This is a genomic window from Bradyrhizobium sp. STM 3557, assembly GCF_045571465.1.
Taxonomy (GTDB): domain Bacteria; phylum Pseudomonadota; class Alphaproteobacteria; order Rhizobiales; family Xanthobacteraceae; genus Bradyrhizobium.
Window position 1 is genome coordinate 369,143 of record NZ_CP120697.1, and the last position, 23,937, is coordinate 393,079.

Annotated in this window: 29 protein-coding genes; 11 read left to right on the forward strand and 18 right to left on the reverse strand. The window is 64.2% G+C overall.

Annotation, left to right across the window (positions count from 1 at the left end):
• Positions 1 to 55: 55 nt before the first annotated feature.
• Positions 56 to 817 (forward strand): SDR family oxidoreductase, encoded by a 762-nt coding sequence (locus tag P6U24_RS01680; RefSeq protein WP_407157488.1) that lies wholly within the window; start codon positions 56 to 58, stop codon positions 815 to 817.
• Positions 818 to 1,003: 186 nt separating this feature from the next.
• On the opposite strand, the gene P6U24_RS01685 is transcribed toward P6U24_RS01680, so the two are convergent.
• Entirely contained in the window at positions 1,004 to 1,450 is a 447-nt protein-coding gene (locus P6U24_RS01685) for a hypothetical protein (protein WP_407157489.1), read from the reverse strand.
• 202 nt (positions 1,451 to 1,652) lie between these two features.
• Complete coding sequence (locus P6U24_RS01690; protein ID WP_407157490.1) at positions 1,653 to 1,805, reverse strand: hypothetical protein; 153 nt, start codon at positions 1,803 to 1,805, stop codon at positions 1,653 to 1,655.
• Between the two features lie 153 nt (positions 1,806 to 1,958).
• Here P6U24_RS01690 and P6U24_RS01695 point away from each other — a divergent pair, with 153 nt between their 5' ends.
• From P6U24_RS01695 to P6U24_RS01705, 3 genes are all read left to right on the forward strand, one after another.
• Complete coding sequence (locus P6U24_RS01695) at positions 1,959 to 2,513, forward strand: fasciclin domain-containing protein (protein WP_407157491.1); 555 nt, start codon at positions 1,959 to 1,961, stop codon at positions 2,511 to 2,513.
• A 190-nt stretch (positions 2,514 to 2,703) separates the two neighbouring features.
• On the forward strand, positions 2,704 to 3,348 hold the full coding sequence (locus tag P6U24_RS01700) for a cytochrome b/b6 domain-containing protein (RefSeq protein WP_407157492.1): 645 nt from the start codon (positions 2,704 to 2,706) through the stop codon (positions 3,346 to 3,348).
• 23 nt (positions 3,349 to 3,371) lie between these two features.
• Entirely contained in the window at positions 3,372 to 4,157 is a 786-nt protein-coding gene (locus tag P6U24_RS01705) for a molybdopterin-binding protein (RefSeq protein ID WP_407157493.1), read from the forward strand.
• A 225-nt stretch (positions 4,158 to 4,382) separates the two neighbouring features.
• On the opposite strand, the gene P6U24_RS01710 is transcribed toward P6U24_RS01705, so the two are convergent.
• Positions 4,383 to 5,576, reverse strand: coding sequence for a YbfB/YjiJ family MFS transporter (locus P6U24_RS01710; RefSeq protein WP_407157494.1), 1,194 nt, complete (start codon positions 5,574 to 5,576; stop codon positions 4,383 to 4,385).
• Between the two features lie 256 nt (positions 5,577 to 5,832).
• Between P6U24_RS01710 and leuB the strand changes: the two genes are divergently transcribed.
• A complete protein-coding gene (leuB, locus tag P6U24_RS01715) occupies positions 5,833 to 6,945 on the forward strand; it encodes a 3-isopropylmalate dehydrogenase (RefSeq protein WP_407157495.1) in 1,113 nt (370 codons plus the stop codon).
• A 1,249-nt stretch (positions 6,946 to 8,194) separates the two neighbouring features.
• Here the strand turns inward: leuB and P6U24_RS01720 are convergent.
• Complete coding sequence (locus P6U24_RS01720) at positions 8,195 to 8,578, reverse strand: hypothetical protein (RefSeq protein ID WP_407157496.1); 384 nt, start codon at positions 8,576 to 8,578, stop codon at positions 8,195 to 8,197.
• Between the two features lie 194 nt (positions 8,579 to 8,772).
• Positions 8,773 to 9,594: a hypothetical protein gene (locus P6U24_RS01725; protein ID WP_407157497.1), complete on the reverse strand. Its 822-nt coding sequence runs from the start codon at positions 9,592 to 9,594 to the stop codon at positions 8,773 to 8,775.
• Positions 9,595 to 9,708: 114 nt separating this feature from the next.
• On the opposite strand from P6U24_RS01725, the gene P6U24_RS01730 reads away from it, so the two are divergent.
• Together P6U24_RS01730 and P6U24_RS01735 are read left to right on the forward strand one after the other, a co-directional pair.
• The gene (locus P6U24_RS01730) at positions 9,709 to 10,743 is read left to right on the forward strand and encodes an aspartate-semialdehyde dehydrogenase (RefSeq protein WP_407157498.1); all 1,035 of its coding nucleotides are present in this window, start codon (positions 9,709 to 9,711) and stop codon (positions 10,741 to 10,743) included.
• Positions 10,744 to 10,778: 35 nt separating this feature from the next.
• On the forward strand, positions 10,779 to 11,330 hold the full coding sequence (locus P6U24_RS01735) for a TIGR00645 family protein (protein ID WP_407157499.1): 552 nt from the start codon (positions 10,779 to 10,781) through the stop codon (positions 11,328 to 11,330).
• Between the two features lie 55 nt (positions 11,331 to 11,385).
• Here the strand turns inward: P6U24_RS01735 and P6U24_RS01740 are convergent, their stop codons facing one another.
• On the reverse strand, positions 11,386 to 12,033 hold the full coding sequence (locus P6U24_RS01740; protein WP_407157500.1) for a carbonic anhydrase: 648 nt from the start codon (positions 12,031 to 12,033) through the stop codon (positions 11,386 to 11,388).
• A gap of 125 nt (positions 12,034 to 12,158) precedes the next feature.
• On the opposite strand from P6U24_RS01740, the gene P6U24_RS01745 reads away from it, so the two are divergent.
• Positions 12,159 to 13,037 (forward strand): HpcH/HpaI aldolase/citrate lyase family protein, encoded by an 879-nt coding sequence (locus P6U24_RS01745; protein ID WP_407157501.1) that lies wholly within the window; start codon positions 12,159 to 12,161, stop codon positions 13,035 to 13,037.
• Between the two features lie 6 nt (positions 13,038 to 13,043).
• On the opposite strand, the gene P6U24_RS01750 is transcribed toward P6U24_RS01745, so the two are convergent.
• The 5 genes from P6U24_RS01750 to P6U24_RS01770 form a co-directional block, all read right to left on the reverse strand.
• Positions 13,044 to 13,397: a c-type cytochrome gene (locus P6U24_RS01750; RefSeq protein WP_407157502.1), complete on the reverse strand. Its 354-nt coding sequence runs from the start codon at positions 13,395 to 13,397 to the stop codon at positions 13,044 to 13,046.
• A gap of 67 nt (positions 13,398 to 13,464) precedes the next feature.
• Positions 13,465 to 13,884, reverse strand: coding sequence for a DUF6455 family protein (locus tag P6U24_RS01755; protein ID WP_407157503.1), 420 nt, complete (start codon positions 13,882 to 13,884; stop codon positions 13,465 to 13,467).
• Positions 13,885 to 13,962: 78 nt separating this feature from the next.
• Positions 13,963 to 14,808, reverse strand: a complete 846-nt coding sequence (locus P6U24_RS01760) for a hypothetical protein (protein WP_407157504.1) — start codon at positions 14,806 to 14,808, stop codon at positions 13,963 to 13,965.
• Between the two features lie 33 nt (positions 14,809 to 14,841).
• Positions 14,842 to 15,447, reverse strand: coding sequence for a 3-isopropylmalate dehydratase small subunit (leuD, locus tag P6U24_RS01765; RefSeq protein WP_407157505.1), 606 nt, complete (start codon positions 15,445 to 15,447; stop codon positions 14,842 to 14,844).
• Between the two features lie 85 nt (positions 15,448 to 15,532).
• Entirely contained in the window at positions 15,533 to 15,931 is a 399-nt protein-coding gene (locus tag P6U24_RS01770; RefSeq protein ID WP_407157506.1) for a metallopeptidase family protein, read from the reverse strand.
• A gap of 111 nt (positions 15,932 to 16,042) precedes the next feature.
• On the opposite strand from P6U24_RS01770, the gene P6U24_RS01775 reads away from it, so the two are divergent.
• The 3 genes from P6U24_RS01775 to P6U24_RS01785 all read left to right on the forward strand — a co-directional run bounded on the left by P6U24_RS01775 (position 16,043) and on the right by P6U24_RS01785 (position 17,859).
• Positions 16,043 to 16,357 (forward strand): hypothetical protein, encoded by a 315-nt coding sequence (locus P6U24_RS01775; protein WP_407157507.1) that lies wholly within the window; start codon positions 16,043 to 16,045, stop codon positions 16,355 to 16,357.
• Positions 16,358 to 16,591: 234 nt separating this feature from the next.
• The gene (locus tag P6U24_RS01780; RefSeq protein WP_407157508.1) at positions 16,592 to 16,816 is read left to right on the forward strand and encodes a hypothetical protein; all 225 of its coding nucleotides are present in this window, start codon (positions 16,592 to 16,594) and stop codon (positions 16,814 to 16,816) included.
• 314 nt (positions 16,817 to 17,130) lie between these two features.
• Positions 17,131 to 17,859 (forward strand): hypothetical protein, encoded by a 729-nt coding sequence (locus P6U24_RS01785; RefSeq protein ID WP_407157509.1) that lies wholly within the window; start codon positions 17,131 to 17,133, stop codon positions 17,857 to 17,859.
• A gap of 81 nt (positions 17,860 to 17,940) precedes the next feature.
• On the opposite strand, the gene P6U24_RS01790 is transcribed toward P6U24_RS01785, so the two are convergent.
• The 7 genes from P6U24_RS01790 to rpsP all read right to left on the reverse strand — a co-directional run bounded on the left by P6U24_RS01790 (position 17,941) and on the right by rpsP (position 23,916).
• Positions 17,941 to 18,165 carry a hypothetical protein gene (locus P6U24_RS01790; protein ID WP_407157510.1) on the reverse strand — a complete coding sequence of 75 codons (225 nt, stop codon included), beginning with the start codon at positions 18,163 to 18,165 and terminating at the stop codon, positions 17,941 to 17,943.
• A 283-nt stretch (positions 18,166 to 18,448) separates the two neighbouring features.
• Positions 18,449 to 19,855 (reverse strand): 3-isopropylmalate dehydratase large subunit, encoded by a 1,407-nt coding sequence (gene leuC, locus P6U24_RS01795; protein ID WP_407157511.1) that lies wholly within the window; start codon positions 19,853 to 19,855, stop codon positions 18,449 to 18,451.
• Between the two features lie 411 nt (positions 19,856 to 20,266).
• Positions 20,267 to 20,647: a 50S ribosomal protein L19 gene (rplS, locus tag P6U24_RS01800; protein ID WP_407157512.1), complete on the reverse strand. Its 381-nt coding sequence runs from the start codon at positions 20,645 to 20,647 to the stop codon at positions 20,267 to 20,269.
• A gap of 107 nt (positions 20,648 to 20,754) precedes the next feature.
• A complete protein-coding gene (gene trmD, locus P6U24_RS01805) occupies positions 20,755 to 21,510 on the reverse strand; it encodes a tRNA (guanosine(37)-N1)-methyltransferase TrmD (protein WP_407157513.1) in 756 nt (251 codons plus the stop codon).
• 10 nt (positions 21,511 to 21,520) lie between these two features.
• Positions 21,521 to 22,615 carry a zinc-binding dehydrogenase gene (locus P6U24_RS01810; protein WP_407157514.1) on the reverse strand — a complete coding sequence of 365 codons (1,095 nt, stop codon included), beginning with the start codon at positions 22,613 to 22,615 and terminating at the stop codon, positions 21,521 to 21,523.
• Between the two features lie 132 nt (positions 22,616 to 22,747).
• Positions 22,748 to 23,365, reverse strand: a complete 618-nt coding sequence (gene rimM / locus P6U24_RS01815; RefSeq protein WP_407157515.1) for a ribosome maturation factor RimM — start codon at positions 23,363 to 23,365, stop codon at positions 22,748 to 22,750.
• 218 nt (positions 23,366 to 23,583) lie between these two features.
• Entirely contained in the window at positions 23,584 to 23,916 is a 333-nt protein-coding gene (gene rpsP, locus P6U24_RS01820; protein ID WP_407157516.1) for a 30S ribosomal protein S16, read from the reverse strand.
• Between the last annotated feature and the right edge of the window lie 21 nt (positions 23,917 to 23,937).

The following is a 23,937-nucleotide window of genomic DNA, read 5'->3' on the forward strand; positions in this document are numbered from 1 at the left end:
GGGAGGACGCTGCATTAGCAAAAACGCCCCTTTAAAGGCAACGGAGATGGTCAGAATGACAAAAAGCGGAAAACGCGTGGCCTGGGTGACCGGCGGCGGCAGCGGAATCGGCGAGGCCGGCGCACTGGCGCTTGCGGCGGATGGCTGGGCGGTGGTGGTGTCGGGACGCCGCAAGGATGCGCTGGATGGCGTGGTGGCGGCGATCAGCCGGAACGGCGGCATTGCCGAGGCCATTGCGCTCGATGTCGCCAACGCGGATGCCGTGCAAAAGGCCGCCGATGACATCGTGGCGCGCCACGGCCGCATCGATCTCCTCGTCAACTCCGCGGGCATCAACGTGCCCAAGCGCCGCTGGGATGACATGACACTGGAAGGCTGGAACCAGCTCGTCGAGATCAACCTCAACGGCGTGCTCTATTGCATGCGCGCGGTGCTGCCGACGATGCGGGCGCAGAAGGACGGCTGCATCATCAACATCTCGTCATGGGCGGGGCGCCACGTCTCGAAGATGCCGGGGCCGGCCTACACCACCACCAAGCACGCGGTGCTGGCGCTGACCCATTCCTTCAACATGGACGAATGCGTCAACGGCCTCCGTGCCTGCTGCCTGATGCCGGGCGAGGTGGCGACCCCGATCCTCTCGCGGCGCCCGGTGGTGCCGAGCGCGGAGGAGCAGGCCAAGATGCTGCAGCCGGAGGATCTCGGCCGCACCATCGCCTTCGTGGCAAGCCTGCCGCCGCGGGTCTGCGTCAACGAGATCCTGATCAGCCCGACCTGGAATCGCAGCTTCATCCAGACGCCGGCGAACAGGGATTGAGTGCGGCAGCAGCCCGTTGAAGGACGTGCGCGGGTGACCCTCAAATTCCACCGTCATGCCCCGCGCAGGCGGGGCATCCAGTACTTCGCGGCGGTGAAGATTGGACTGAAGCGTCACGGTGTACTGGATCGTCCGCCTTCGCGGACGATGACTACGGTGAGCTACATTCTACTGCACTGCTACATGTCACCCCGCGCAAGGTGGCGCGAGATTGGCCGACACGAGAAAGCGCGCGATCGGGTCGAGCTGCCGGCACAGTTTCATGTCAACGGTCTTGGCCGGCTTGCTGACGGCCGCGCGCGGCTTGGCTGATGCGGTCCGTGCCGGCGATCCTGTGTGCCTGCGCATGATGTCCGACGGCCTGTACTCGGCGCGCGCCGAGCGCACCGCGCTCGATTCGAGCGGCAGCAGCGGCGTGTCGTCGGTATCGGGTGCAACCACGCTGCGGTCGGCTTCGGTCAGCGTATTCTCGCCGGGAACGATCTGCGCCAGCGCCGAAGTGGTCTCGCTTGGCGGGTCGTCGGACGCAGCCATTGTTGATGAGACCATCCTGACGGCCAGCAGGCCGAGCAGAAGCAACAGGAGAAAACCGGCAAACCAGACTGTCCTGACCACGATCGCAAGCCCCCGCATTGCGCGCGTCACGTTGCCGAAAGCCCCCGTCCGGCAAACGCCGCCCCGGCCATCTATCAACCTTAAGAGAGTGTTAACTGCAACGATCGCGTTGATGTCATGCACTGCCGGCTGCGATCGTAGTTAACGCACGTAGAAGCAATGCATGGTGATGGGCAGACCGCCGCACCCGTCGGTCAATGGATGACCGCCACCGCCGACGTCATTGCGAGGAGCCGAAGGCGACGAAGCAATCCAGAGTTTCGCGCGCGATTCTGGATTGCTTCGCTTCGCTCGGAATGACGTCGCGGGCATCGTTTTCCTCACGACCAAATGTCAGCACACGATCACCCGGCCGATTAGTTTCGCGGATCACGTTAAATTATCCCGCGAAACCGCCGCCAGAACCTTGCCGTAGCTCCGCCCGTCACGACGCGAGGAGAATGATCGAGCAAAGACCGTTCCTCATGCCGTGCCTCATCTTCCAATGTCGGCCGTATCCGGCCGCTCAATCAATCGGGAGCTATTCATGTCCAAGCGCATTGCTCTTCTCTCCGCCGTTGCGTTCAGCGCGCTCGCGCTCACCTCGACCTTCGTCGCGCCGGCACGCGCCGAAGAGAAGACCGTGATGGTCGGAGGTGCCGCGATGTATCCGTCCAAGAACATCATTCAGAACGCGGTCAATTCGAAGGATCACACCACGTTGGTCGCCGCCGTGAAGGCGGCGGGTCTGGTGGAGACGCTGCAGGGCAAGGGCCCGTTCACGGTGTTCGCGCCGACCAACACCGCCTTCGGCAAGCTGCCGTCAGGCACCGTCGACACGCTGGTCAAGCCGGAGAACAAGGCGACGCTGACCAAGATCCTCACCTATCACGTGGTCCCGGGCCGCTATGACGCCTCCGACCTGACCGACGGCAAGATGCTGAAGACCGCCGAGGGCGAGCAGCTCACGGTCAAGCACAAGGACGGCAAGATCTGGATCGTCGACGCCAAGGGCGACACCGCGATGGTCTCGATCTCCAACGTCCACCAGTCGAACGGCGTCATCCACGTCGTCGACACCGTGTTGATGCCGGCATCGTAACACCGCATCCACCGGTTTCATCCCGGCGGATCAGCGAGCCGGGTCACACCCGGCTCGCATGCTTGTGACCGCCGTCCTGCTCGACCGGACGGAAGCCGATGTCGAATTGTTCGTCTCCCTGTAACGAACGTCTCGATCTCGACGTATAGTGTCCAGGGACGACGCAAATCGCGAACCAGTGGGAGCCGCCATGTCCAGTCTCGTCGCCGCAGATCACCATGCCGGTGCCACGCCGGCGAAGGCCGGTGAACGGAAGGTCATCCAACCGGCCTGGGTGCGGATCATGCATTGGACCAACGCAGTTGCGATGATCCTGATGATCATGTCCGGCTGGCAGATCTACAATGCGTCGCCTTTGTTCGATTTCCGCTTCGACCGCACCTTCACGCTCGGCGGTTGGCTCGGCGGCGCTTTGCTATGGCATTTCGCGGCGATGTGGCTGCTGATGGTCAATGGCCTCGCTTATCTGATCACCGGGCTTGCCACCGGCCGCTTCCGCAAAAAGCTGCTGCCGATCACGCCGAAAGGTGTCGTGAGCGATCTCAGGGCGGCGCTGACCTTCAAGCTCGGCCACGAGGATCTCTCTAGATACAATTACGTGCAGAAGCTGCTCTATGCCGGGATCATCGTGGTCGGCATCGTGATCGTGCTGTCGGGGCTCTCAATCTGGAAGCCGGTGCAACTGCACTGGCTCGTCTCGCTGTTCGGCGATTATGATCGGGCACGCTATGTGCACTTCTTCTGTATGGCGGCGATCTGCCTGTTCTTGATCGTCCATGTCGCGTTGGCGCTGCTGGTGCCGAAGAGCCTGCGCGCCATGATCATCGGCCGCTGACCTCGAATTCAAGGAGACTTGCCATGGGCCGTTTGCGCTCGCTGCTGATTCCCGGGGTCGACAAGAAGCTGCTGGTGAAGGACGCTATCAAGCTGCTGCCCGATCCGGCGCGCCGCCGCTTCATCGCGGGCGGCGCCAGCCTCGGCGCGCTGACTTTGCTGACCGGCTGCGACGCGCTTGACAGCGATTCCGCCGACGCCATGCTGGCGCGGATCTCCAAGTTCAACGACGCGGTCCAGGCCTGGCTGTTCAATCCAGACGCGCTGGCGCCGACCTTCCCGGAGAGCATGATCACCAAGCCGTTTCCGTTCAATGCCTATTACGATCTCGACGAGGCGCCGGAGATCGATGGCGACGACTGGAAGCTCGAGGTACGCGGCCTGGTCGACAACAAGAAGTCCTGGACCTTGCCGGAGCTCTACGCGCTGCCGCAGGTCAAGCAGGTGACGCGCCACATCTGCGTCGAGGGCTGGAGCGCGATCGGCTCCTGGACCGGCACGCCATTACGCGATTTTCTCAAGCTGATCGGCGCCGACACGCGGGCGAAATATGTCTGGTTCCAGTGCGCCGACAAGGACGGCTACAATTCGCCGCTGGACATGCGCAGCGCGCTGCATCCGCAGACGCAGATGACCTTCAAGTTCGGCGACGAGATCCTGCCGCGTGCCTATGGCTTTCCGATGAAGATCCGCGTGCCCACCAAGCTCGGCTTCAAGAACCCGAAATACGTGGTCTCGATGGAAATAACCAACGACTACAAGGGTGGCTATTGGGAAGACCAGGGTTATAATTCATTCAGCGGGAGTTGAGGGCGGTCGCGCTTTGCGAGCCGCGATATCTCCTCTCGAAGGGATGAGCCGAGCTGTTGCTGCAATCTCCGCTGTCGTCCCGGCGGACGCCGGGACCCATAACCACAGGCTTTGGTTGTTGTGCGTGGTATTGCCACGTGCCTTTTTCAGACATCACGCGGTATGGGTCCCGGCTCGCGCTTCGCTTGGCCGGGACGACGGCGAGCCTGTTGCTGCGGCCGTGCGCTACGAAACCTTCCGCAATTTCCGCTGCATCACTGATGCGATGGCACCGAGCAGCAGGGTCGCAGCGGAGACGTTCAAGGCGTAGCCGAGGCTGCCCGTCGCATCGGTGATCGCGCCCACCACGAACGGCCCTAACGTCTGGCCGATCCCGAATGCGATCGTCATCGCCGCGATCGCAGCCGGCCAGGCAGGCGGCGGATAATTGAGGCGCACGAAGGCGGTGGTCGAGCCCGCCACGGCAAAAAAGGAGACGCCGAACACCGCCGCCGAGACCGCGAGCATGGTCGTGGAATGACCCAGGATCGGCAGTGCCGCGCCGATCGCGTTGACCGCAAGAATGATCGCGGTCGCGAGCCCGCCGCGGTCCAGCGCCAAGGTGCTGCGCCAGACCCATGGCGTCGCAAAGCCGGCGAGTCCGATCAGGGACCAGAATGCGGCCTGCGCCGTTGCGCCGCCGCCGAGATCGCGGACATAGGCGATCATGAAGGTCATGTAGGCGATATAACCGGCGCCGAACAGAAGATAGCCGAACAGGTAGACAGCGATCGGCCAGATCGAGAACGCCGCTGCCGTGTCGGCGTGGAGGCCGGCTTTGCTTTGGATCGGCATGAGCAACAGCGGAACGGCGAGCAGCGTCGACAGCGCCGTCAGCATCCACCAGACGATCCACCAGGATCCGGGGCCGAAGCCCTGCAGAACGAACGGGGCGACCAGGCCTGAGGTCAGAATGCCAAGCCCGGGTCCGGCGTAGAACAGGCTGAGCAGGAAGCTCGCCCGCTCGGGACGTGACTGCGCGAGTTCGGCGGCCAGCGCGCCACCGGCAACGAAGGCGGCCGCAGCAGCGAACCCGCCGACAAGTCGGGCAGCGCTAAGCAGGATGAAATCACCCGTGATCGCGCAAAGCGCGAGCGCGGCGAGATTGGCGAGCATTCCTCCGCGCACCGCAGCCGACCAGCCGAAGCGCCTCACCAGCCGCGAGGCCAGCAACGCCCCGGCAAGATAGCCTGCCGCGTTGACGGTGTTCATGAACCCGGCCGCCGAATAGGACCAACCGAGCGATTCCCGCATGTCTGGCAAGACCAGCGCGTAGGCGAAGCGGCCGATGCCAAGGCTGACGGTGGCGCTGAGCGATAGCGTGAGGATCAGCCGGGCCAGATGGACGGTCGATGGGGGCTGGGGACTGTGCAAGGACATGCTCCGGGCGGACCGCGCAACGACTGCAAGGCGACGACAATGACGGACCAGATCGATTATAGGCCGCGCCGTCTCCTTCTGAAGGCCGGCTGCCACAATGGTGTCTTGCCAAGGGCGCAACAGCGTTTTAGCACTCCGCGCGGATTTTCGATGGTCATGGCCGGGTTGTCCCGGCCATCCACGTCTTGCAGCGGGCAAGGCGATCACGGATGCCGGCATGTGCGCGGGATGACCAGCCAGCTGAGGAAACGGAACTATGGCGACACACAAGCTGCTTCTGCTGCCGGGCGACGGCATCGGCCCCGAAGTGATGGCGGAGGTGAAGCGCCTGATCGGCTGGCTCAATGCACGCGGGCTCGCCTCGTTCGAGACCGAAGAGGGGCTGGTCGGCGGCGCCGCTTATGACGCGCACAAGGTGTCGATCTCGGAAGGCGACATGGCCAAGGCGAAAGCCGCCGACGCCGTGATCTTCGGCGCGGTCGGCGGCCCGAAATGGGACGGCGTGCCCTACGATGTCAGGCCCGAGGCCGGCCTGTTGCGGCTGCGCAAGGATCTCGGCCTGTTCGCCAATCTGCGCCCTGCGGTGTGCTATCCGGCGCTGGCCGATGCTTCCAGCCTGAAGCGCGAGGTGGTCGAAGGGCTCGACATCATGATCGTGCGCGAGCTCACCGGCGGCGTCTATTTCGGCGAGCCGAAGACCATCACCGATCTCGGTAACGGCCAGAAGCGCGCCATCGACACCCAGGTCTACGACACCTATGAGATCGAGCGCATCGCGCGCGTCGCCTTCGACCTTGCGCGCAAGCGCCGCAACAAGGTGACCTCGATGGAGAAGCGCAACGTCATGAAGTCGGGCGTGCTCTGGAACGAGGTGGTCACTGCCGTGCACGGCCGCGAATACAAGGACGTCACGCTGGAGCACCAGCTCGCCGATTCCGGCGGCATGAACCTGGTCAAGTCGCCCAAGCAGTTCGACGTCATCGTGACAGACAATCTGTTCGGCGACATGCTCTCGGACATCGCCGCGATGCTGACCGGCTCGCTCGGCATGCTGCCCTCGGCCTCGCTCGGCGAGGTCGATGCGCGCAGCAAGACCCGCAAGGCGCTGTACGAGCCGGTGCACGGCTCGGCGCCTGACATCGCAGGCAAGGGCCTCGCCAACCCGATCGCGATGCTGTCGTCGTTCGGCATGGCGCTGCGCTACTCCTTCGACATGGGCGCGCTCGCCGACAGACTGGAAGCCGCCATCGCCGCGGTGCTGGCCAGCGGCCTGCGCACCGCCGATATCAAGTCGGAAGGTTCGACGGTGGCTTCGACCACGCAAATGGGCGAGGGCGTGATCAAGGAAATGGAAAAGCTGCACGCTTAAATCGCGTGCGCTTTTGATAGGCACGTTAGTGCTGCAACATAAGGGATGTCGTCCCGGGCAAGCGCGCAGCGCGCCGACCCGGGACCCATACTCCGAGGAGTTCGTTCTACGAATACCGGAGCGGCAGCTCGGTTCACGAATTTGGCCGGTGGTTATGGGTCCCGGCGTTCGCCGGGACGACACTGTTGATGTGACTGCGTCCTCGCCAGACAACTACTTGATATGTGACGTCCTATGTGACTGCCCGTCGTGCCAGTTTGTCGCACGCCATGCGGCCTTGCGCCGTCGGGCAAATCAGGTTCACATTTCCGCCCGTCTCGGCTCCACCAAGAGGGGCGCTTCGCGATCGTCACGAACGTTGAGCCGGAGATGCGGTGGACGCGGCGTGTCGCAGCGAGCTAACAACTCGCGGACGAAGGGCACGTGCGGACGGCGAAATCGTGTGGTCCTGGCCTCCCGGTGCTGAGGTCAAGGTCGCGATGCTTTGACGAGCATCGCGGGCGACAGGGGCAAGAACGCCGGTCCCTGGGGAGAGCACGTATAAGCCCGTAACCCATCGCGCAGGGGAGGCCGGTTGTTTCGGCCGTTACCTGTGGTTCTGCCGCGTGCGTTTTTTGCTGCACGCGGACCACGGGTGCGACCGGCACCCGGCCTTCCCTGCGCCCTCCATTTCGAGAGAGGGTCAAAGAACAAGTATCACTCGGGCATGTCATGTCGCGGGAACGTGGAGTCATGTTTGCAATGCTGGTGCGACATCTGTCATCACCCGCGCAGGCGGGTGAACCAGTACGCCGCAGCCTCTCGATAGGCTACGACCGCCTCCGGATACTGGATCGTCCGCCGGAACCTGTCATCCGGCCGGCCAGAGGCCGGACCGGGTGGTGGACCATGACAACGGAGAAATACACGACGGCGCGAGGGCGTCATTACGCTGAGCCAGAGGTGCGAATCTTGTCTAACACAAACGGTGTCGTCCCGGCGAACGCCGGGACCCATAAACACCTCCGTCTCGGTAGAAGTCGATGGTCGCTCCATCGGACTGTTTCATGACTGTCGGTGGTTATGGATCCCGGGTCGCGCTCGCTTTGTTCGCTTGCCCGGGACGACAGCGTGGGATCGATCGGAAGTTTTCGCTCTGCGTTGCGTCAGCACGTTGTGTTTCGCAATGAGGACGGCAGGATCATCCATTCCCCCAAACGCAAAAGGCCGGGCAATGCCCGGCCTTCACAATCAGGCGCCTTCGCCGATCTCAGTACGGGACTGGCGGCAGCGGGAAGGCTCGCGGAAAACCGCCGAGATCGGTCGGCGTCATCAGCGGCTGGCGATCGATCGGCCGGTTGTTGTTCTCGCGGCCGAACGAGGGATAGCCGTATTCCGACGGGAGGGCGTAATCGGTGAACTTGCGGTCGCCCGGCAGCACCTCGGTGCCGCCATCGAGCCAGGAGCGCCGCGAGATGAAGATGCGGGTATGCGGGCCCTGCTGATAGGACACATTGGGGCCGTTGCTGCCGGTGGCGACGTAGGTGCCGTCTTGCCGGCGCTTGGTCGCGGCATCAGCGGACGTGGCGGCCAAACTGGTCGCGGCAATCACGGCCAGCATCGCGAGCCGGCTCGCGGCAGAAAATGTCGTCATCACGTCCTCTTCCTCGCGCCAACAAGTGGCGGGCGCCCGCCAATGCACATGGGTTGCTCGGCACAATATCTGCGCCGGATGTGGCGTCACAAGGTCATTGTTGCCACACCGGGCCAGATAAATGTCCGCTGTGGCGGGAAAGTTGCATCAAATCCGCGACTTGAGCGGCCGACAACGATCGCGCCGGCCGCCTGCTATAGGGCGCCGCGCAGTCGCGGATCGTCGGCGGAGGTGACCCAGTCGGTTGCGGCGCTCGCCGGGATGCCGGAGCCGCAGGCGGCGTGCTTGCGCTCGGCGCGGGCAAACAGGGCGGAGAGGTTGGCATCATGATCGGTCGAGAGCAGGGTCAGCCGGTTCAACATGCAACCGACAGCGGCGCGCCGCGTTGGGCCGCTCACGCCCTGGCAGGACCAGCCGGAAATGCGCAGGCTTGGTGTGTGAATGCCCTTGAAGAAACCCATGCAGCCGCCGGGACCATCGCTGGCGCCGGCCAAGCGCAGCAGCCCGACCATGCCGAACTTGCTGTCGATCACCCCGGCGGCCTCGAAGGCGTCGGGGCCATTGACCGCCATCCGCCGAGCCAAGTCGGCTGCGACCTCGGCCGCAGGATCGGCGGTCGCGTCACGCTCGCCGCCGAAGCGATAGACCTCGAGTTCCCTCAGCGCCCGCCGATCGGACGGCTCGCCCCAGCGGATCACGTCCTTGCGGCCACCTTCGACATGATGAAGCACCGTATAGGTCGCGGATCTGTCCAGCTGATCGGAAAGGCGCAGCGCATAGGCCGGCACGGCGTCGTCGGCGATGGTCCAGCCGGGGCGGGTGCCCGGTTCCGTCGGCTCAAGGCCGCCGATCTGCTGCCAAAGCGCGAGGCCAAGGATGCCGATCAGCGCCAGCGCCCCCACATAGGCGAACAGGCGCGCCAGGGTGCCGCAGACCTCGTCCGCGAAGCCTTCGAGCGCGAGCAGGAAGCCGGCCGTGCGAGGTGGCGAGGTGGAGGAGGCCGAAACGGGATGCATCAAATTCGGATGGTCGTGCTAACGTTGTGTCAGGGACGTTTCTCGCATAGAAGCGCTGCCGCCTCGGTTTCCGCGCGGTGCGGCCGTCGGCCATTTTTCGTCGGAGAGTGAACGATGGGTTACAAAGTCGCAGTCGTCGGCGCGACCGGTAATGTGGGACGGGAGATGCTCGCGATTCTCGACGAGCGCAAATTTCCCGCCGACGAAGTCGTCGCGCTCGCGTCGCGCCGCAGCGTCGGTATCGAAGTCTCCTACGGCGATCGCACGCTGAAGGTGAAGGCGCTGGAGCACTACGATTTTGCCGACGTCGATATCTGCCTGATGTCGGCCGGCGGCGCGGTGTCGAAGGAATGGTCGCCGAAGATCGGCGCGGCCGGCGCGGTCGTGATTGACAATTCCTCAGCGTGGCGAATGGATCCGGACGTGCCGCTGATCGTGCCGGAGGTCAATGCCGATGCGGCTGCTGGCTATACCAAGAAGAACATCATCGCCAACCCGAACTGTTCGACCGCGCAGCTCGTGGTGGCGCTGAAGCCGCTGCACGACAAGGCGACCATCAAGCGTGTCGTGGTCGCGACCTATCAGTCGGTATCGGGCGCCGGCAAGGATGCGATGGACGAATTGTTCACGCAGACCAAGGCCGTCTACACCAATGACGAGCTGATCAATAAGAAGTTTCCGAAGCGTATCGCCTTCAACGTCATCCCGGAGATCGACGTCTTCATGGAGGATGGCTACACCAAGGAAGAATGGAAGATGATGGCGGAGACCAAGAAGATTCTTGATCCCAAGATCAAGCTCTCCGCCACCTGCGTGCGTGTGCCGGTGTTCGTCGGCCATTCGGAAGCCGTCAACATCGAGTTCGAGAATCCGATCACTGCGGACGAAGCGCGCAATATCCTGCGCAACGCGCCAGGCTGCCTCGTCATCGACAAGCAGGAGCCGGGCGGCTACGTCACGCCCTATGAAGCGGCCGGTGAGGACGCGACCTATATCAGCCGCATCCGCGAGGACGCGACGGTCGAGAACGGTCTGGTGCTGTGGTGCGTCTCGGACAATTTGCGCAAGGGGGCGGCGCTGAACGCGGTGCAGATCGCGGAAAGCCTGATCAACCGCAAGCTGATCGTGCCTAAGAAGAAGGCCGCTTAGCCAGCCGCTCTGGGCATCGCAAGGCGCTGATCATCATGAGCGAGCAGGGGGCACCGCAGGCCGGCACGCACGCGCCGAACAGGGCCGAGCGCGGCATTGAAAGGCTGATCTTCAACAGCCGCTGGCTGATGGCGCCCTTCTATCTCGGCCTGGTTGTCAGCCTCGCGGTGCTGCTCTTGAAGTTCGGCATGCTGCTGTGGGAGTTCATCGTGCATGCGCCGGGCTCGAAGGAGTCCGACATCATTCTCGGCGTGCTCTCGCTGATCGACGTCTCGCTCACAGGCAATCTGATCCTGATCGTGGTGTTCTCCGGCTATGAGAATTTCGTCTCGAAGATCGATCCGGGCGGCCATCCCGACTGGCCTGACTGGATGACCAAGATCCAGTTCGGCGGGTTGAAGCAGAAGCTGCTGGCATCGATCGTCGCGATCTCGGCGATTCAGGTGCTGAAGGCGTTCATGAACATCGACACCGTGTTCGAGCCGAACCGGCTCGGCTGGCTGGTCGGCGTGCATCTGGTGTTCGTCATTTCGGCCTTCATGCTCGCGATCTCCGATCGCTGGAGCGGTGATCATGGGGGCGAGTAGGGAATAGCGAATGGCGAATAGGGAAGCCGCGCATCCATTCGCTACTCGCCATTCACTACTCGCTTATTTCGCGCGCACTCTTGAATTCCTTGGTCTCTCGGTCGAGGACGAAGAGCGAGCCCTCGGCGACGCCGAAATAGGCGCCATGCAGCTGCAGCTCGCCGCTCTCGACCCGCGAGCGCACGAAGGGGAAGGTCATCAGGTTCTCGATGCTGCGGAACACCGCGGCCTTTTCGATGCGGGTCACGAAATCCTGCATGGTCTCGTGCGGGCGCTGCTCGACCACCTCGCCAGGCTTGATGAACATCGACATCCAGCGGCCGATGAAGTCGCCGGGCGACAGCGGCGCGATCTTGTCGACGAAGGCACGGATGCCGCCGCACTGGGCGTGGCCGAGAATGACGATGTGCTTCACCTTCAGCACGGTGACGGCATATTCCAGCGCCGCCGAGACGCCGTGGGCGTTCTCGTCGGGCTGGTAGATCGGCACCAGATTGGCGATGTTGCGGAGCACGAACAATTCGCCCGGGCCGACATCGAAGATCACCTCGGGCGAGACACGGGAGTCGCAGCAGCCGATCACCATGACCTCAGGCGATTGCCCGCGTTCGGACAATTCACGGTACCGGCTCTGTTCCGTGGGAAGGCGCTGGGTGGTGAAGGCGCGGTAGCCCTCGAGCAGACGTTGCGGAAACGATTTCATGAGACCTGCCTAATCACATGCAACAGGCGGGAACAAGGCTTTCAGACCCGGCGCCGAAATGGTATCGCGGGGCCTTCCGCGACGCTAAGCAAAACGTCGAGGAAAATGCCAGAGGAAGCTCCCAGATGATCCGTCCGCGCCGCAGTCTGCTGTTCATGCCTGGCTCGAATGTGCGGGCGCTGGAAAAGGGCCGCATCCTGCCGGCCGATGGCCTCATCCTGGATCTTGAGGATTCCGTGGCGCCGGACGCCAAGGGAACCGCGCGCGAGCAGATCGCCAAGGCGGTCGCGGCGGACGGCTATGGCGGCCGCGAGCTCCTGATCCGCATCAATAGCCCGGACACGCCCTGGTGGGCCGATGACGTGGCGATGGCCGGGCAGGCGGCGCCGGACGGCATCCTGGTTCCCAAGGTCTCGACCGTGAAGGATCTGCGCCTCGTCACCGATCGCCTCACGGAGGTCGGCGCCGATCCGTCGCTGAAGGTCTGGGCGATGATCGAGACCGCGCGCTCGGTGCTCGATGCCGACAAGCTCGCCGCCACAGTGCATGAGGAGGGCTCGCGGCTCGCCGGCTTCGTGTTCGGTCCCAATGATATCTCGCGGGAGACGCGGATCAGGATGCTGCCCGGCCGCGCCGCGATGCTGCCGATGATCACCCATTGCATCCTGGCCGCGCATGCACATGGGCTGGAAATGCTCGACGGTCCCTATAGCGACTTCTCCAATGCGGACGGCTTCGCGCAGGAGTGCCTGCAGGCGCGCGATCTCGGCTTCGATGGCAAGACGCTGATCCATCCCGGCCAGATCGATGCCTGCAACACGATCTTCACGCCGCCGGCGGAGGAGGTTGCCGAGGCGCGCAAGATCCTCGCGGCCTTCGAACTGCCGGAGAACGCCGTGCGCGGTGCGATCCAGATCGACGGGCGCATGGTGGAACGGCTGCATGCCGAGATGGCGCGGCGGACGATCGCGATCGCCGACGCCATCGCGGGAATGGGCAAGTAGCGCGCCCTATCTGCGCTTGAGGCTGAGGATGTAGTTGACGACGTCGCCGGACTGCGCGGGTGTCAGCACCAGGTTCGGCATGTTGTGGTGACTCGACTGCAGAAACACCTTCAGCGACAGCTCGGTCGTCGAGGGCAGGTTCGCGACCGCGACGAAATCCGGCGCGGTGCTCTCGGCCCGGGCTCCGTTCGTATCGATCGCGTGGCATGATCTGCACCAGGCCTCCGCGAGCTTGCGGCCAGCCGCGACGCTATCGGTCGCCGGCATTGCTCCGCCGGCACTATGCAGACGGATCAGGGTCATTGCCGCGAGGGCGACGAGCAGCGCAGCCCCGACATGAAGCCAGTAATTACGAGGCATGTCCCGTGGGCTCATCGGATGTTCCCGGACAATGACATGATCGCGGCGGGGGACGTGCCGATCCCGGTCAGGCATGCTTGGCGATGTCCTCGCCGAGGTTGTCGAGCGTCGGTGCGTTGAGACAATACTCTTCATAGTGCCTGTCGGCGGTGCCGGCGGCGAGATCATCCCGGCAGCGTGCCTTGTCCTGGCACAACGAGCAGACCCGTGCCATGTCGCGCAGCACCAGTGGCTCAAGGCGCGTCAGTGCGGCTTCGTCGATGCCGAGCGCCTTCAGCATGCGCGGCAACTCGTCTGCCGCATGCGGGCCGCTGCGAACGAGCTCGTCGAGATCGTCAGGAGAAATCCGTAAGTCTCCGGCGATCCGCTGAACCTCCTCGCGGTCCAGCTGCCCGATCTCGCGGAGCGCGCGGAATCGCTCCAGCCAGCCGACGAAAGCGTCGATCAGGAGCTGGACCCGGGGATAGGCGTGGGCTTGGTCGGTCATGGGGCACCTCCGAGGCGAGGAGGGCAATTTCACCATCGCGCCGCCGGAGGCGCATTGCGTCAGATCAAATCGGCGGCCTCAGGCGAGGGCGCCGTAGTGCTCCGCGGCCCAGTGGAACAGACTGCCCGGCACCGGCGGCAGCTTGGCGCGTCCCTTGGGCGAGATGTGCAATCCGAGGATGGCGGGATCGCGCAGCAGGGGCGAGAAGTCGGCCGGCTCGAAGAATGCCTTCGGCTCCGAATGCACGGCGTAGAACGAGCGCTTCGGCAGGGCATGACGCAACGTGCCGTGCCGCCGCGCCAGCGCGGTCAGCGCCGCGGGCCCATAGACCGCGACGCGGATATCGGAGAGGCGCTTGGAGCCGCCGCGCAGGCGCTGTAGCGCAAATGTCAGGCGGTGGGACAGCGACAGCCAGTTCGGCGTCAGCTCGTCCTGCCCGATCAGCTGCTCGAACTCGCGCACGATCGGATCGTCAGGCGGCAGATAGATCACGGAATTGCCAAGCTGGCGGCCGCGCTCCCAGGCGAAATAGGGCTTGCCCCGATCGATCTCGACCGGCCTCAGCAGCAGCACATCGGCATCGAGCCAGACGCCGGCGTTCAGCGCCATCAACCGGATGCGGAAGAAGTCACTGTATTGCAGTGTCGTCCAGTCGCGCCAGCTGCCGTCCGGTTGTGGCGGGCGCAGGCGCTCCGAGAACGAATAGGGCAGCACCGCCTCGGCATCGGCATTGACGACGCCGTCGGGCAATCCGGGGAGCGGATCGAAGCTGTAGACGATGACCTTGTGGCCGGCTGCGACCTGCGAGCGCAGGCAGGTCTGCCGCAACCGATCCAGGGGGCCGCGCCAGAAGGTGACGATGTCAGGCAGTGAGTGCGTCACCTGGCGGGACCTGTCCTCATAGCAAGGCCCCGGACGAGCCATCCGGGGCCGATCAATCTATCGGGATGCAGCGGTTCAGGCCCAGGCGCGCTCGGTCTTCAGCTTGGCCTCGTAGCTGTCGATCGATGCCTTCTTCTCCATGGTGAGGCCGATATCGTCGAGGCCGTTGAGCAGGCAGTGCTTGCGGAACGGATCGATCTCGAACTTGACCTTGCCGCCATCGGGACCGCGGATCTCCTGATTCGGCAGATCGATCGTCAGCGTCGCGTTGGAACCGCGCTCGGCGTCGTCGAACAGCTTGTCGAGGTCGTCCTGCGAGACGCGGATCGGCAGGATGCCGTTCTTGAAGCAATTATTGTAGAAGATGTCGCCGAATGAGGTCGAGATCACACAGCGGATGCCGAAATCGAGCAGCGCCCAGGGGGCATGCTCGCGGCTCGAGCCGCAGCCGAAATTATCGCCGGCAACCAGCACCTTGGCGTTGCGATAGGCCGGCTGGTTGAGGACAAAATCCGGGTTCTCGCTGCCGTCGTCCTTGTAGCGCTGCTCGGAGAACAGCCCCTTGCCGAGGCCGGTGCGCTTGATGGTCTTCAGGTACTGCTTGGGGATGATCATGTCGGTATCGACATTGATGATCTTCAAAGGCGCGGCGACGCCTTCCAGCGTGGTGAACTTGTCCATCGGTTGCACCTTCCAGTATGGGCAGGGCGGCAGGTTTATCCTGAATATAGTGCCGGATAAAGCTGAATATCAGGGAATAAGCGCGTCAGTCAGCGCCGGCTTCGATGGCTGCCATGTCGGCGTCCGATAGCCCGAAATGGTGTCCGATCTCGTGAATCAGGACGTGGCGGACGATGTGGCCCAGGGTCTCCTCGTGCTCGGCCCAGTAGTCCAGGATCGGGCGGCGATACAGCCAGATCATGTTGGGCATGCGTGCCACGTCGCTGTGGCTCTGGAACGGCAGACCCGTACCCTGAAACAGTCCGAGCAGGTCGAACTCGCTCTCAGCTTCCAGCTCGTCCAGCACCTCCTCGGTCGGGAAGTCGTCGACACGGATGATGACGCCCTCGCACATGGTGCGAAAGTGCTCAGGCAGCCGCTCGAACACCTCATGCGCCATGGCCTCGAGCTCGGCCAAGGAGGGTGCTTTCAACTCTGTCCACATTGCCGCCTTGTAGCGCGGGTTCTATGACGGTGCATCTTCCGATTGATGGCGGTTGACGCGATCTGCGAAAACGGGGACCGTCAGAACTGATTTGGGGCTTGGGTGGGCGCGATGAAGCGGACGACGATGGCTGTGCTCGGGACGGCGCTGATGGGGATGATCCTTGCATCCAGCGCGGCGCAGGCGGAACAGGTTAGCTCGGCGACGCAGGCACGCAGCGGATCGAGTACGGATTTCTCGGCGCAGCGCCGGTTGAAGCGCATCCCGATCTATCCGCGCTATGAAGGGCACTGGCAGCCGGATGTCGTGCCGCGTTACAACCCGGGGCCGAATGCGGTGCGGGTCTGCAACGCGCATTATGTGCAGGAGGCGCGCCCGAGCGGCACCGTCATCGTCCCGCGGATGAGCTGCTACTGGCGCGGCTGAGCGCGCGGCTTGCGGCGCGCCGCGCGTGAGTTGCTGTGGCGGTCACGACACGCTCCGCAAATCTCGCATCTTGCCCGGAACCTCTCCGCATCAGCGCGCATTTCCGTGCCGGCGCAGGTCCTTCATTCCCATTCACGTCGCTCATTGAGACTCCGATCTGCGCCGCGTCGGATCAGGCTGAAAGATCAGGCTGCACGACGTTCGGCGTGAGACTTCAAGTGATCGGAGGAGTTCATGACTGTGACCAAGCTTCTGGGCGTCGCAGCGGTCGGTGCAATGCTCGCAATGGCTGCGCCCGCCGCGAAGGCGATGTCGCTGGCGAGCCCTGGCGCGGCGGCCACCATCGGGCAGAACGCTGCCGTGCAACCGACCACGGAAGTGCACTGGCGTCGTCACTGGCGCCGGCACTGGCACCCTCACCCCCATCGTTGGCACCGCTGGCATCGCCGCCACTGGTGATCGGCAGCACGCGTCTTTCGGGGCATTGATTACAAGCAAGCAGGCCCGCATTGCGGGCCTGTCGTTTTGCTAGGATGACGACGCAAGCCTGGTCCATCGCAAGCGGCGCAATCGAACCTATTAGTTAGCCGTGCGACCATATCGATGGCCGTTCGGCATGCGTCGCCAAGACGCAGGCGATGTTTCGGCACAATATCATTCATGCCGCATTCAAGTTGTTATCAGTACGTTCATGCTCGGGGCGATCGCGGTTGTCGGATGGCCAGCCGGCTTGGCCGTGCTCTTCGATGTCTGCATTCACGGGAGAAATGACGATGATCGGAACGAAGGATCCGAGGCGTGGTCCTATCCGTCGCCTCGGTGTCGCGGCTGCCGCACTGTTCGCGCTCGCGGCGACGTCCGGACAGCCTGTGCAGGCGATGTCGCCGGTTGCGCCCGGCGCGATGCCGGCAGCGCAATCAGCCTCTGATGTCGTTGCGGTCCAGTTGCATGGTGGCCCGCGCGGCGGAGGTGTTGGCGGCGGTGGCGGAGGCGGCTTTCACGGCGGAGGTGGAGGCGGTGGCGGCTTCCATGGCGGCGGAGGCGGCTTTCACGGCGGAGGTGGAGGCGGTGGCGGCTTCCATGGCGGCGGAGGCGGCGCAGCAGTCCACATCGGTGGGGGTGGCTTCCGCAGCGGAGGATTCCACGGCGGCGGTGGCGGCGGAGGTTTTCATGGTGGCGGATTGCGCGCCGGCGGTTTCCATCCAGCACCAGTCTTTCATGGCGGCGGCTTCCGCGCCGGGCCCGCATTTCATCACGGCGGCGGCATCCGCTACGGCGGCTATCATCGGCACTTTGCCTATCGGCCGTACTTCCATCATCACCGTCGGCACTTCTACGGCGCCTACTACTATCCGGCCTACAGCTCCTACTATTATTATCCCTATCGTCGTTGCCGCGTGATCTGGACCCATTACGGCCCGCGCCGCATCTGCCATTATCGCCACTGGCATCGGTGGCATCACTGGCGCCATTGGCACCGGCATCACCATCGTTACTGGTGAGATAAGCGACGGCGCAAACAAACGAGCTCCACGTAAAAAAGGGCGCCAACTCGGCGCCCTTTTTTACGTGGAGCTGCGTGGTCACTCGGTGCCGGGCCAGCTCTTGAACTGCCAAGCCTTTTGCATCAGCTTCCACGGGACGAAGGTCTCCAGCCGCCATTTTGCGAAGCGGCCCGGCGGCCAGTTCGAGAGCCGTCGCTCCTCCTTCACGGGTTCACGTTTGGCGATAATCCTGCGCGGCGGCGCCTTCCGGCGCTGTGGCGTGGCGTCGCGGATCAGGTCGACATATTGCGGCTTGTTGGCCATGACAGGCTCCTCGGCGCTCCCGGCGGATGCGATGGGCACCCGGAGGTAGAATGTGCGGCCGGAACCTTAAGGAGTTCTTGTCGGAATGCGGCAGGCTTGAGGTAACAAACGACGCGCGATGCCCCTGAGAAGACATCGCGCGTGCTCGACTGACCGGAGCTGTTCCTCGATCAGCGACGCGATTAGAGCATGATCCGGAAAAGTGTGAAGCGGTTTTCCGCAAAGATCATGCTCAAACAACAACCTAAAGCGCGATGTCGATTCCTCCCAATCGCATCGCGCTTTAGCGCCACTCCCGCACGTCGACGAAATGGCCGGCGATCGCGGCGGCCGCGGCCATCGCGGGCGACACCAGATGGGTGCGGCCCTTGAAACCCTGGCGGCCTTCGAAGTTGCGGTTCGAGGTCGAGGCGCAGCGCTCCTCCGGCTTTAGCTTGTCCGGGTTCATGGCCAGGCACATCGAACAGCCGGGCTCGCGCCATTCGAAGCCGGCCTTGATGAAGATCTTGTCCAGACCTTCCGCCTCGGCCTGCTCCTTGACGATGCCGGAGCCCGGCACGACCATCGCGTTGACATGTGCGGCCACCGTCTTGCCTTCGGCAATCTTCGCCGCCGCACGCAGATCCTCGATGCGGCCATTGGTGCAGGAGCCGATGAAGATGCGATCGAGCTTGATGTCGGTGATCTTCGTGCCGGCCGTCAGGCCCATATATTTCAGTGCGCGATGCTTGGAGAGGCGCTTGGCTTCGTCCTCGATCTTGTCCGGGTCCGGCACCAGGCCGGTGACCGAGACCACGTCCTCGGGCGAAGTGCCCCAGGTGACGATCGGCGGCAGCTTGGCGGCATCCAGCCGGATCTCATGGTCGAAATGCGCGCCGTCGTCGGAGCGCAGCTTCTCCCAATAGCGCATGGCCGCATCCCAGGCGGCGCCCTTTGGCGATTTCGGACGGTCACGCAGGAAGTCGTACGCCTTCTCGTCAGGCGCAACGAGACCGGCGCGGGCGCCGCCCTCGATCGACATGTTGCAGACCGTCATGCGGCCTTCCATCGACAGCGCGCGGATCGCCTCGCCGGCATATTCCAGCACGTAGCCGGTGCCGCCGGCGGTGCCGATCTCGCCGATGATGGCCAGGATGATGTCCTTGCCCGTCACGCCCTCCGGCAATTTGCCGTCGACGGTGACGCGCATGTTCTTGGCCTTCTTCTGGATCAGCGTCTGCGTTGCCAGCACATGCTCGACCTCGGAGGTGCCGATGCCATGCGCGAGCGCGCCGAACGCGCCATGCGTCGAGGTGTGGCTGTCGCCGCAGACGATGGTGGTGCCGGGCAAGGTAAAGCCCTGCTCCGGGCCGATGACATGGACGATGCCCTGGCGCTTGTCGAACTCGTTGTAATATTCGATGCCGAATTCCCTGGCGTTCTCGGCCAGCGCCTTGATCTGCTCGATGCTCTCCGGATCGGGATTCGGCTTGGTGCGATCGGTGGTCGGCACGTTGTGGTCGACGACGGCGAGAGTCTTCTCCGGCGCGTGCACCCTGCGCCCGGTGGCGCGCAGGCCTTCGAACGCCTGCGGCGAGGTCACCTCGTGCACCAGATGGCGGTCGATATAGAGCAAGCAGGTGCCGTCTTCGGCTTCGTGCACCAGATGGTCGTTCCAGATCTTGTCGTACAGCGTGGTCGGCTTGGACATGAGCAAAAGCTCCCGGGGTATAGCTATGGCTGAGAAGGACACGCGTGGAACACGCGGAAAGCGGAGACGAGCTTGGCGAGCGCTGCGGTTACAGCGCGAGCCTAAGCTCAGACATCGCCGAGGTCGCGAACCGGCCGAAGAACCGTCCGGGCAGCCGGCTGCGATCGTCGATCACGACGCGCCGACAGGCCATGCTGATGCGATTTAGAACCATTTCAGGGCATATATAGCACGCGCCGCGCGGAGTGCGAGATGCGTTTGCGTGCTCCCGCCATTGCGAGCGAAGCGAACCAATCCAGGGCTACAAGGAAGACTGGATTGCCTCTAGGCTGGCGCCCCTCGCAATGACGACGGCCCAAAACAAAAAGCGCGGGACCTGCCCGCGCCTTTTCAATCCGATTGTTCCGGCACTTACTCGCCGACGGCGGCCTGACGGTCCTGCTTTTCGACGATGCGGGCCGATTTGCCGCGCAGATTGCGCAGGTAATACAGCTTGGCGCGACGCACCTTGCCGCGGCGGACCACCTTGATGGAGTCGATCATCGGCGAGAGGATCGGGAACACGCGCTCCACGCCCTCGCCATAGGAGATCTTGCGGACGGTGAAGCTTTCGTTGATGCCGCCGCCGGAACGGCCAATGCAGACGCCCTCATAGGCCTGCACGCGGGTACGGTCGCCTTCGACCACCTTCACGTTGACGATCACGGTGTCGCCCGGGCCGAATTCGGGAATGGTCTTGTTGGCGGACAGCTTGTCGAACTGCTCTTTTTCGAGCTGCTGAATCAGGTTCACGGGTAAATCTCCATCGGCGGCGCGCCCAGCCGACACCCGCGGGCTGCGCTTGTTCCTGCCGTCACTTGCGGAATTGGCCGCTCCTATAAGGCAAAGCGATCCGCTTGTCACCCGTCTGTCTTGATTTTTGGCGTTTTTCGGCTGGTCCCGTTTTGTTCGGTCCAGCGGGCCCAGAGGTCCGGCCGGCGCGCCTGCGTCAGGGCCTCCGCCTGCGCGCGCCGCCAGGCCGCGACCTTGGCGTGGTCGCCGGAGAGCAGGATGTCCGGAATTGGCCGTCCCTCGAAGGTCTGGGGCCGGGTGTATTGCGGATATTCGAGCAGGCCGTGGGAAAAGCTCTCGTCGGAGCCCGATTCGAGCTTGCCCATGACGCCCGGCAGCAGCCGGACACAGGCGTCGATCAGGGCGAGGGCCGCGATCTCGCCGCCCGAGAGCACGTAGTCGCCGATGGAGACCTCCTGGAGCTGGCGGGCGTCGATCACCCGCTGGTCGATGCCCTCGAACCGGCCGCAGACGATCAGGGGACCTGGGCCGGCCGCGAGCTCGGCGACCATTCCTTGCGTCAATGGCCGCCCGCGCGGACTCATCAGCAGCCGCGGCCGCTCGGGCGCGACCCCTGCCGCGTCGATCGCGGCCGCCAGCACATCGGCGCGCAGCACCATGCCGGGTCCGCCGCCGGCCGGGGTGTCATCCACGCTGCGGTGCTTGTCCGTGGCGGAGGCCCTGATATCGCGCGCCTCGAGCGCCCATAGACCAGAAGCGAGCGCCCGCCCCGCCAGGCTGACGCCAAGGGGCCCGGGAAACATCTCGGGAAACAGGGTCAGAACGGTGGCGCGCCAGGGGGCGCTCGCGGTCGAAATGGTCATGCCGCCGTTGTTACGGCACGATCGCGGTCAGATCGAGCCCCTGCATCAGGGCCGCGGCCTCCACCGCACGCGGGAAGTCGGCGAGCTTGAAGGTCGTGACCACGATCTTTGTGAGGTCGAGCAGATTCTCGCGCGCCAGCGAAGCGAGCTGGCCGGGGGCGGTGCGGTCATACATGAACTGGCCGACCACCTCCCAATCGTTTGCCAGCATCTCGCCGAACGAAAGTTCGAGCGGGGCTGTGGCGCTGCCCATCAGCACCAACCGGCCGCCGCGCCGGAGCGCACGCAAGGTCGACAGCGTCGTCGAGGTGCTCTTGGCCTGCCCAAGCAGGTCGAGCGCGACATCGGCCGCGCCGCCTGCGGCATGCCGGATGATGGCGACATCCTTCGCCGGATCATCGCCGGTGACGACGGCGGGAATGACACGCGGTCCAAAGGACTCGGTCAGGCTCTCGAGCGCCTCGCGCTTGCGCCCTACCGCGATGATGCGGCTGGCGCCCATCGCGACCGCCAGCAGCACGGCGCCGGAGCCGAAATAGCCGGAGGCGCCATTGATGATCACGGTCTGGCCACCCCGAAGATCGAGCCGCTGCAGCCCGCCGAAGGGCACGATCAGTTTTGCCAATCCGATCAGCTCCGTGGCAGCTCGGTCGTCGAGACCGCTGAGAGGCGTTACGCAAGCCGCCGGCCAGTGCGCCACTTCCGCGAACACGCCGTCGCGCCAGCGCGCCTGCATGCGGAGCGCCGCTTCAGTCGGCGCCATGCTGGTGAGACCGATCAGAATCTGCGCCGGCTCGCGGTCAGGCACATCGGCGCGCAGATGCGGGCTGAGGAAGACGCGGTCGCCTTCTTTGACATGGCCGACATTTGCACCGACCGCAGCTACGCGGCCGATCGCGTTGGTGCCGGGCACGAACGGCATCGGCGGCAGCGCGTAGGGGACGGCGCCCGACAGCACCTTGTTGGTATAGGACAGCACCATCGCGGCCTCGATGCGCACGAGGACGCCGTCGGGCGCGACCGCCGGCGTCTCGACCTCGTCGAAGCGCAGATCATTGTGGGCGTGCAGGCGCCAGGCTTTGTGATGAGCCTTCTTAGTTGCCATGGCAATTACTCCAAACTCGATGTCGTCCCGGACAAGCGAGCGCTTGCGAGCGCGATCCGGGACCCATAACCACCGCACTCTATGGTGGAGAAGGCTGGAGCTCCAGCCTAGCCGAATAATCCACGCCTGCGGTTATGGGTCCCCGCTTTCGCGGGGACGACGAGCGGAGGGCGCGGACTCGGCGTCGTGCTCATTACCGTCGGTTTGATCACCATCGTCACCGCGAATATCATCCGCATCATCGTCGCCGTCGATCTCCGCAGGCAGCTCGATCACGATGCGGCCGCCCTTGATGTCGACGGTCGGCACCACGGCGTTGGAGAAGGGCAGCAGCAATGTACTGCCGGAGGGCGGCGCGATCTCGATGATATCTCCGGCGCCGAAATTATGGATGGCAAGGACACGCCCAAGCGGCTCGCCGCCCGTGGTCTCGGCAGCAAGCCCGATCAGGTCGGCGTGATAATATTCGTCGTCCTCGGGCTCGGGCAGCTGGTCGCGTGCGATGTAGAGCTCGAGGCCGTTGAGCTTCTCGGCCGCGTTGCGGTCGGTGATGCCTTTGAGGGTCGCGACCAGATGATCCCTGGCCTCGCGCGCTTTCGTCACTTCGAAGCTGCGGCTGCCGTCCTTGGTGGTGAGCGGCCCGTAATGCAGGATGGCGAGGGGGTCCTCGGTGAAGGTCCACAAGCGAACCTCGCCGCGCACGCCGTGCGCGGCGCCGATTCGCCCGACGCAGATTTTTTTTGCGCTCACGCTTTGCGAAGAAACCCTCTCCCCTTGTGGGAGAGGGTGCCGGAGATGCGAAGCATCGGAGGCGGGTGAGGGGTGTCTCTCCCCGTCTGCAAATGCCGAGGCAGACCCCTCACCCGGCTCAATCTCACTACGTTCGATCTCGCCACCCTCTCCCGCAAGGGGAGAGGGTGCATCCGTCGTGCCGTTGGAGGATCGTTTACCCACCAGAGCGAAGTGCCTTACGCCTTGGCGGCGGCTTCGGCCTGCGCCTTGCGTTCCTTGCGCGGCACGGCCTTCTCGGGGTTGTTGCGTGCTTCGCGCTTCCTGACGCCGGCAGCGTCGAGGAAACGGGCGACGCGGTCGGACGGCTGGGCGCCCTTGGCGAGCCAGGCCTTCATCTTCTCCATGTCGACCTTCAGCCGTGCCTCGTTGTCCTTCGGCATCAGCGGGTTGAAATAGCCAAGGCGTTCGATGAAACGGCCGTCGCGGGGAAAGCGCGAATCGGCAACGACGACGTGATAGACCGGGCGCTTCTTGGTGCCTGCGCGCGCGAGACGGATGACGACTGACATAAGGGTCTCCTGTTGAGTTCT

Bases quoted from the DNA above. Each gene is read 5' to 3' on its own strand.
- P6U24_RS01680 (WP_407157488.1), top strand. From the start codon at position 56: ATGACAAAAAGCGGAAAACGCGTGGCCTGGGTGACCGGCGGCGGCAGC.
- P6U24_RS01685 (WP_407157489.1), bottom strand. From the start codon at position 1,450: ATGCGGGGGCTTGCGATCGTGGTCAGGACAGTCTGGTTTGCCGGTTTT.
- P6U24_RS01695 (WP_407157491.1), top strand. From the start codon at position 1,959: ATGTCCAAGCGCATTGCTCTTCTCTCCGCCGTTGCGTTCAGCGCGCTC.
- P6U24_RS01700 (WP_407157492.1), top strand. From the start codon at position 2,704: ATGTCCAGTCTCGTCGCCGCAGATCACCATGCCGGTGCCACGCCGGCG.
- P6U24_RS01705 (WP_407157493.1), top strand. From the start codon at position 3,372: ATGGGCCGTTTGCGCTCGCTGCTGATTCCCGGGGTCGACAAGAAGCTG.
- P6U24_RS01710 (WP_407157494.1), bottom strand. From the start codon at position 5,576: ATGTCCTTGCACAGTCCCCAGCCCCCATCGACCGTCCATCTGGCCCGG.
- leuB (WP_407157495.1), top strand. From the start codon at position 5,833: ATGGCGACACACAAGCTGCTTCTGCTGCCGGGCGACGGCATCGGCCCC.
- P6U24_RS01720 (WP_407157496.1), bottom strand. From the start codon at position 8,578: ATGACGACATTTTCTGCCGCGAGCCGGCTCGCGATGCTGGCCGTGATT.
- P6U24_RS01725 (WP_407157497.1), bottom strand. From the start codon at position 9,594: ATGCATCCCGTTTCGGCCTCCTCCACCTCGCCACCTCGCACGGCCGGC.
- P6U24_RS01730 (WP_407157498.1), top strand. From the start codon at position 9,709: ATGGGTTACAAAGTCGCAGTCGTCGGCGCGACCGGTAATGTGGGACGG.
- P6U24_RS01735 (WP_407157499.1), top strand. From the start codon at position 10,779: ATGAGCGAGCAGGGGGCACCGCAGGCCGGCACGCACGCGCCGAACAGG.
- P6U24_RS01740 (WP_407157500.1), bottom strand. From the start codon at position 12,033: ATGAAATCGTTTCCGCAACGTCTGCTCGAGGGCTACCGCGCCTTCACC.
- P6U24_RS01745 (WP_407157501.1), top strand. From the start codon at position 12,159: ATGATCCGTCCGCGCCGCAGTCTGCTGTTCATGCCTGGCTCGAATGTG.
- P6U24_RS01750 (WP_407157502.1), bottom strand. From the start codon at position 13,397: ATGCCTCGTAATTACTGGCTTCATGTCGGGGCTGCGCTGCTCGTCGCC.
- P6U24_RS01755 (WP_407157503.1), bottom strand. From the start codon at position 13,884: ATGACCGACCAAGCCCACGCCTATCCCCGGGTCCAGCTCCTGATCGAC.
- P6U24_RS01760 (WP_407157504.1), bottom strand. From the start codon at position 14,808: ATGGCTCGTCCGGGGCCTTGCTATGAGGACAGGTCCCGCCAGGTGACG.
- leuD (WP_407157505.1), bottom strand. From the start codon at position 15,447: ATGGACAAGTTCACCACGCTGGAAGGCGTCGCCGCGCCTTTGAAGATC.
- P6U24_RS01770 (WP_407157506.1), bottom strand. From the start codon at position 15,931: ATGTGGACAGAGTTGAAAGCACCCTCCTTGGCCGAGCTCGAGGCCATG.
- P6U24_RS01775 (WP_407157507.1), top strand. From the start codon at position 16,043: ATGAAGCGGACGACGATGGCTGTGCTCGGGACGGCGCTGATGGGGATG.
- P6U24_RS01780 (WP_407157508.1), top strand. From the start codon at position 16,592: ATGACTGTGACCAAGCTTCTGGGCGTCGCAGCGGTCGGTGCAATGCTC.
- P6U24_RS01785 (WP_407157509.1), top strand. From the start codon at position 17,131: ATGATCGGAACGAAGGATCCGAGGCGTGGTCCTATCCGTCGCCTCGGT.
- P6U24_RS01790 (WP_407157510.1), bottom strand. From the start codon at position 18,165: ATGGCCAACAAGCCGCAATATGTCGACCTGATCCGCGACGCCACGCCA.
- leuC (WP_407157511.1), bottom strand. From the start codon at position 19,855: ATGTCCAAGCCGACCACGCTGTACGACAAGATCTGGAACGACCATCTG.
- trmD (WP_407157513.1), bottom strand. From the start codon at position 21,510: ATGACCATTTCGACCGCGAGCGCCCCCTGGCGCGCCACCGTTCTGACC.
- P6U24_RS01810 (WP_407157514.1), bottom strand. From the start codon at position 22,615: ATGGCAACTAAGAAGGCTCATCACAAAGCCTGGCGCCTGCACGCCCAC.
- rpsP (WP_407157516.1), bottom strand. From the start codon at position 23,916: ATGTCAGTCGTCATCCGTCTCGCGCGCGCAGGCACCAAGAAGCGCCCG.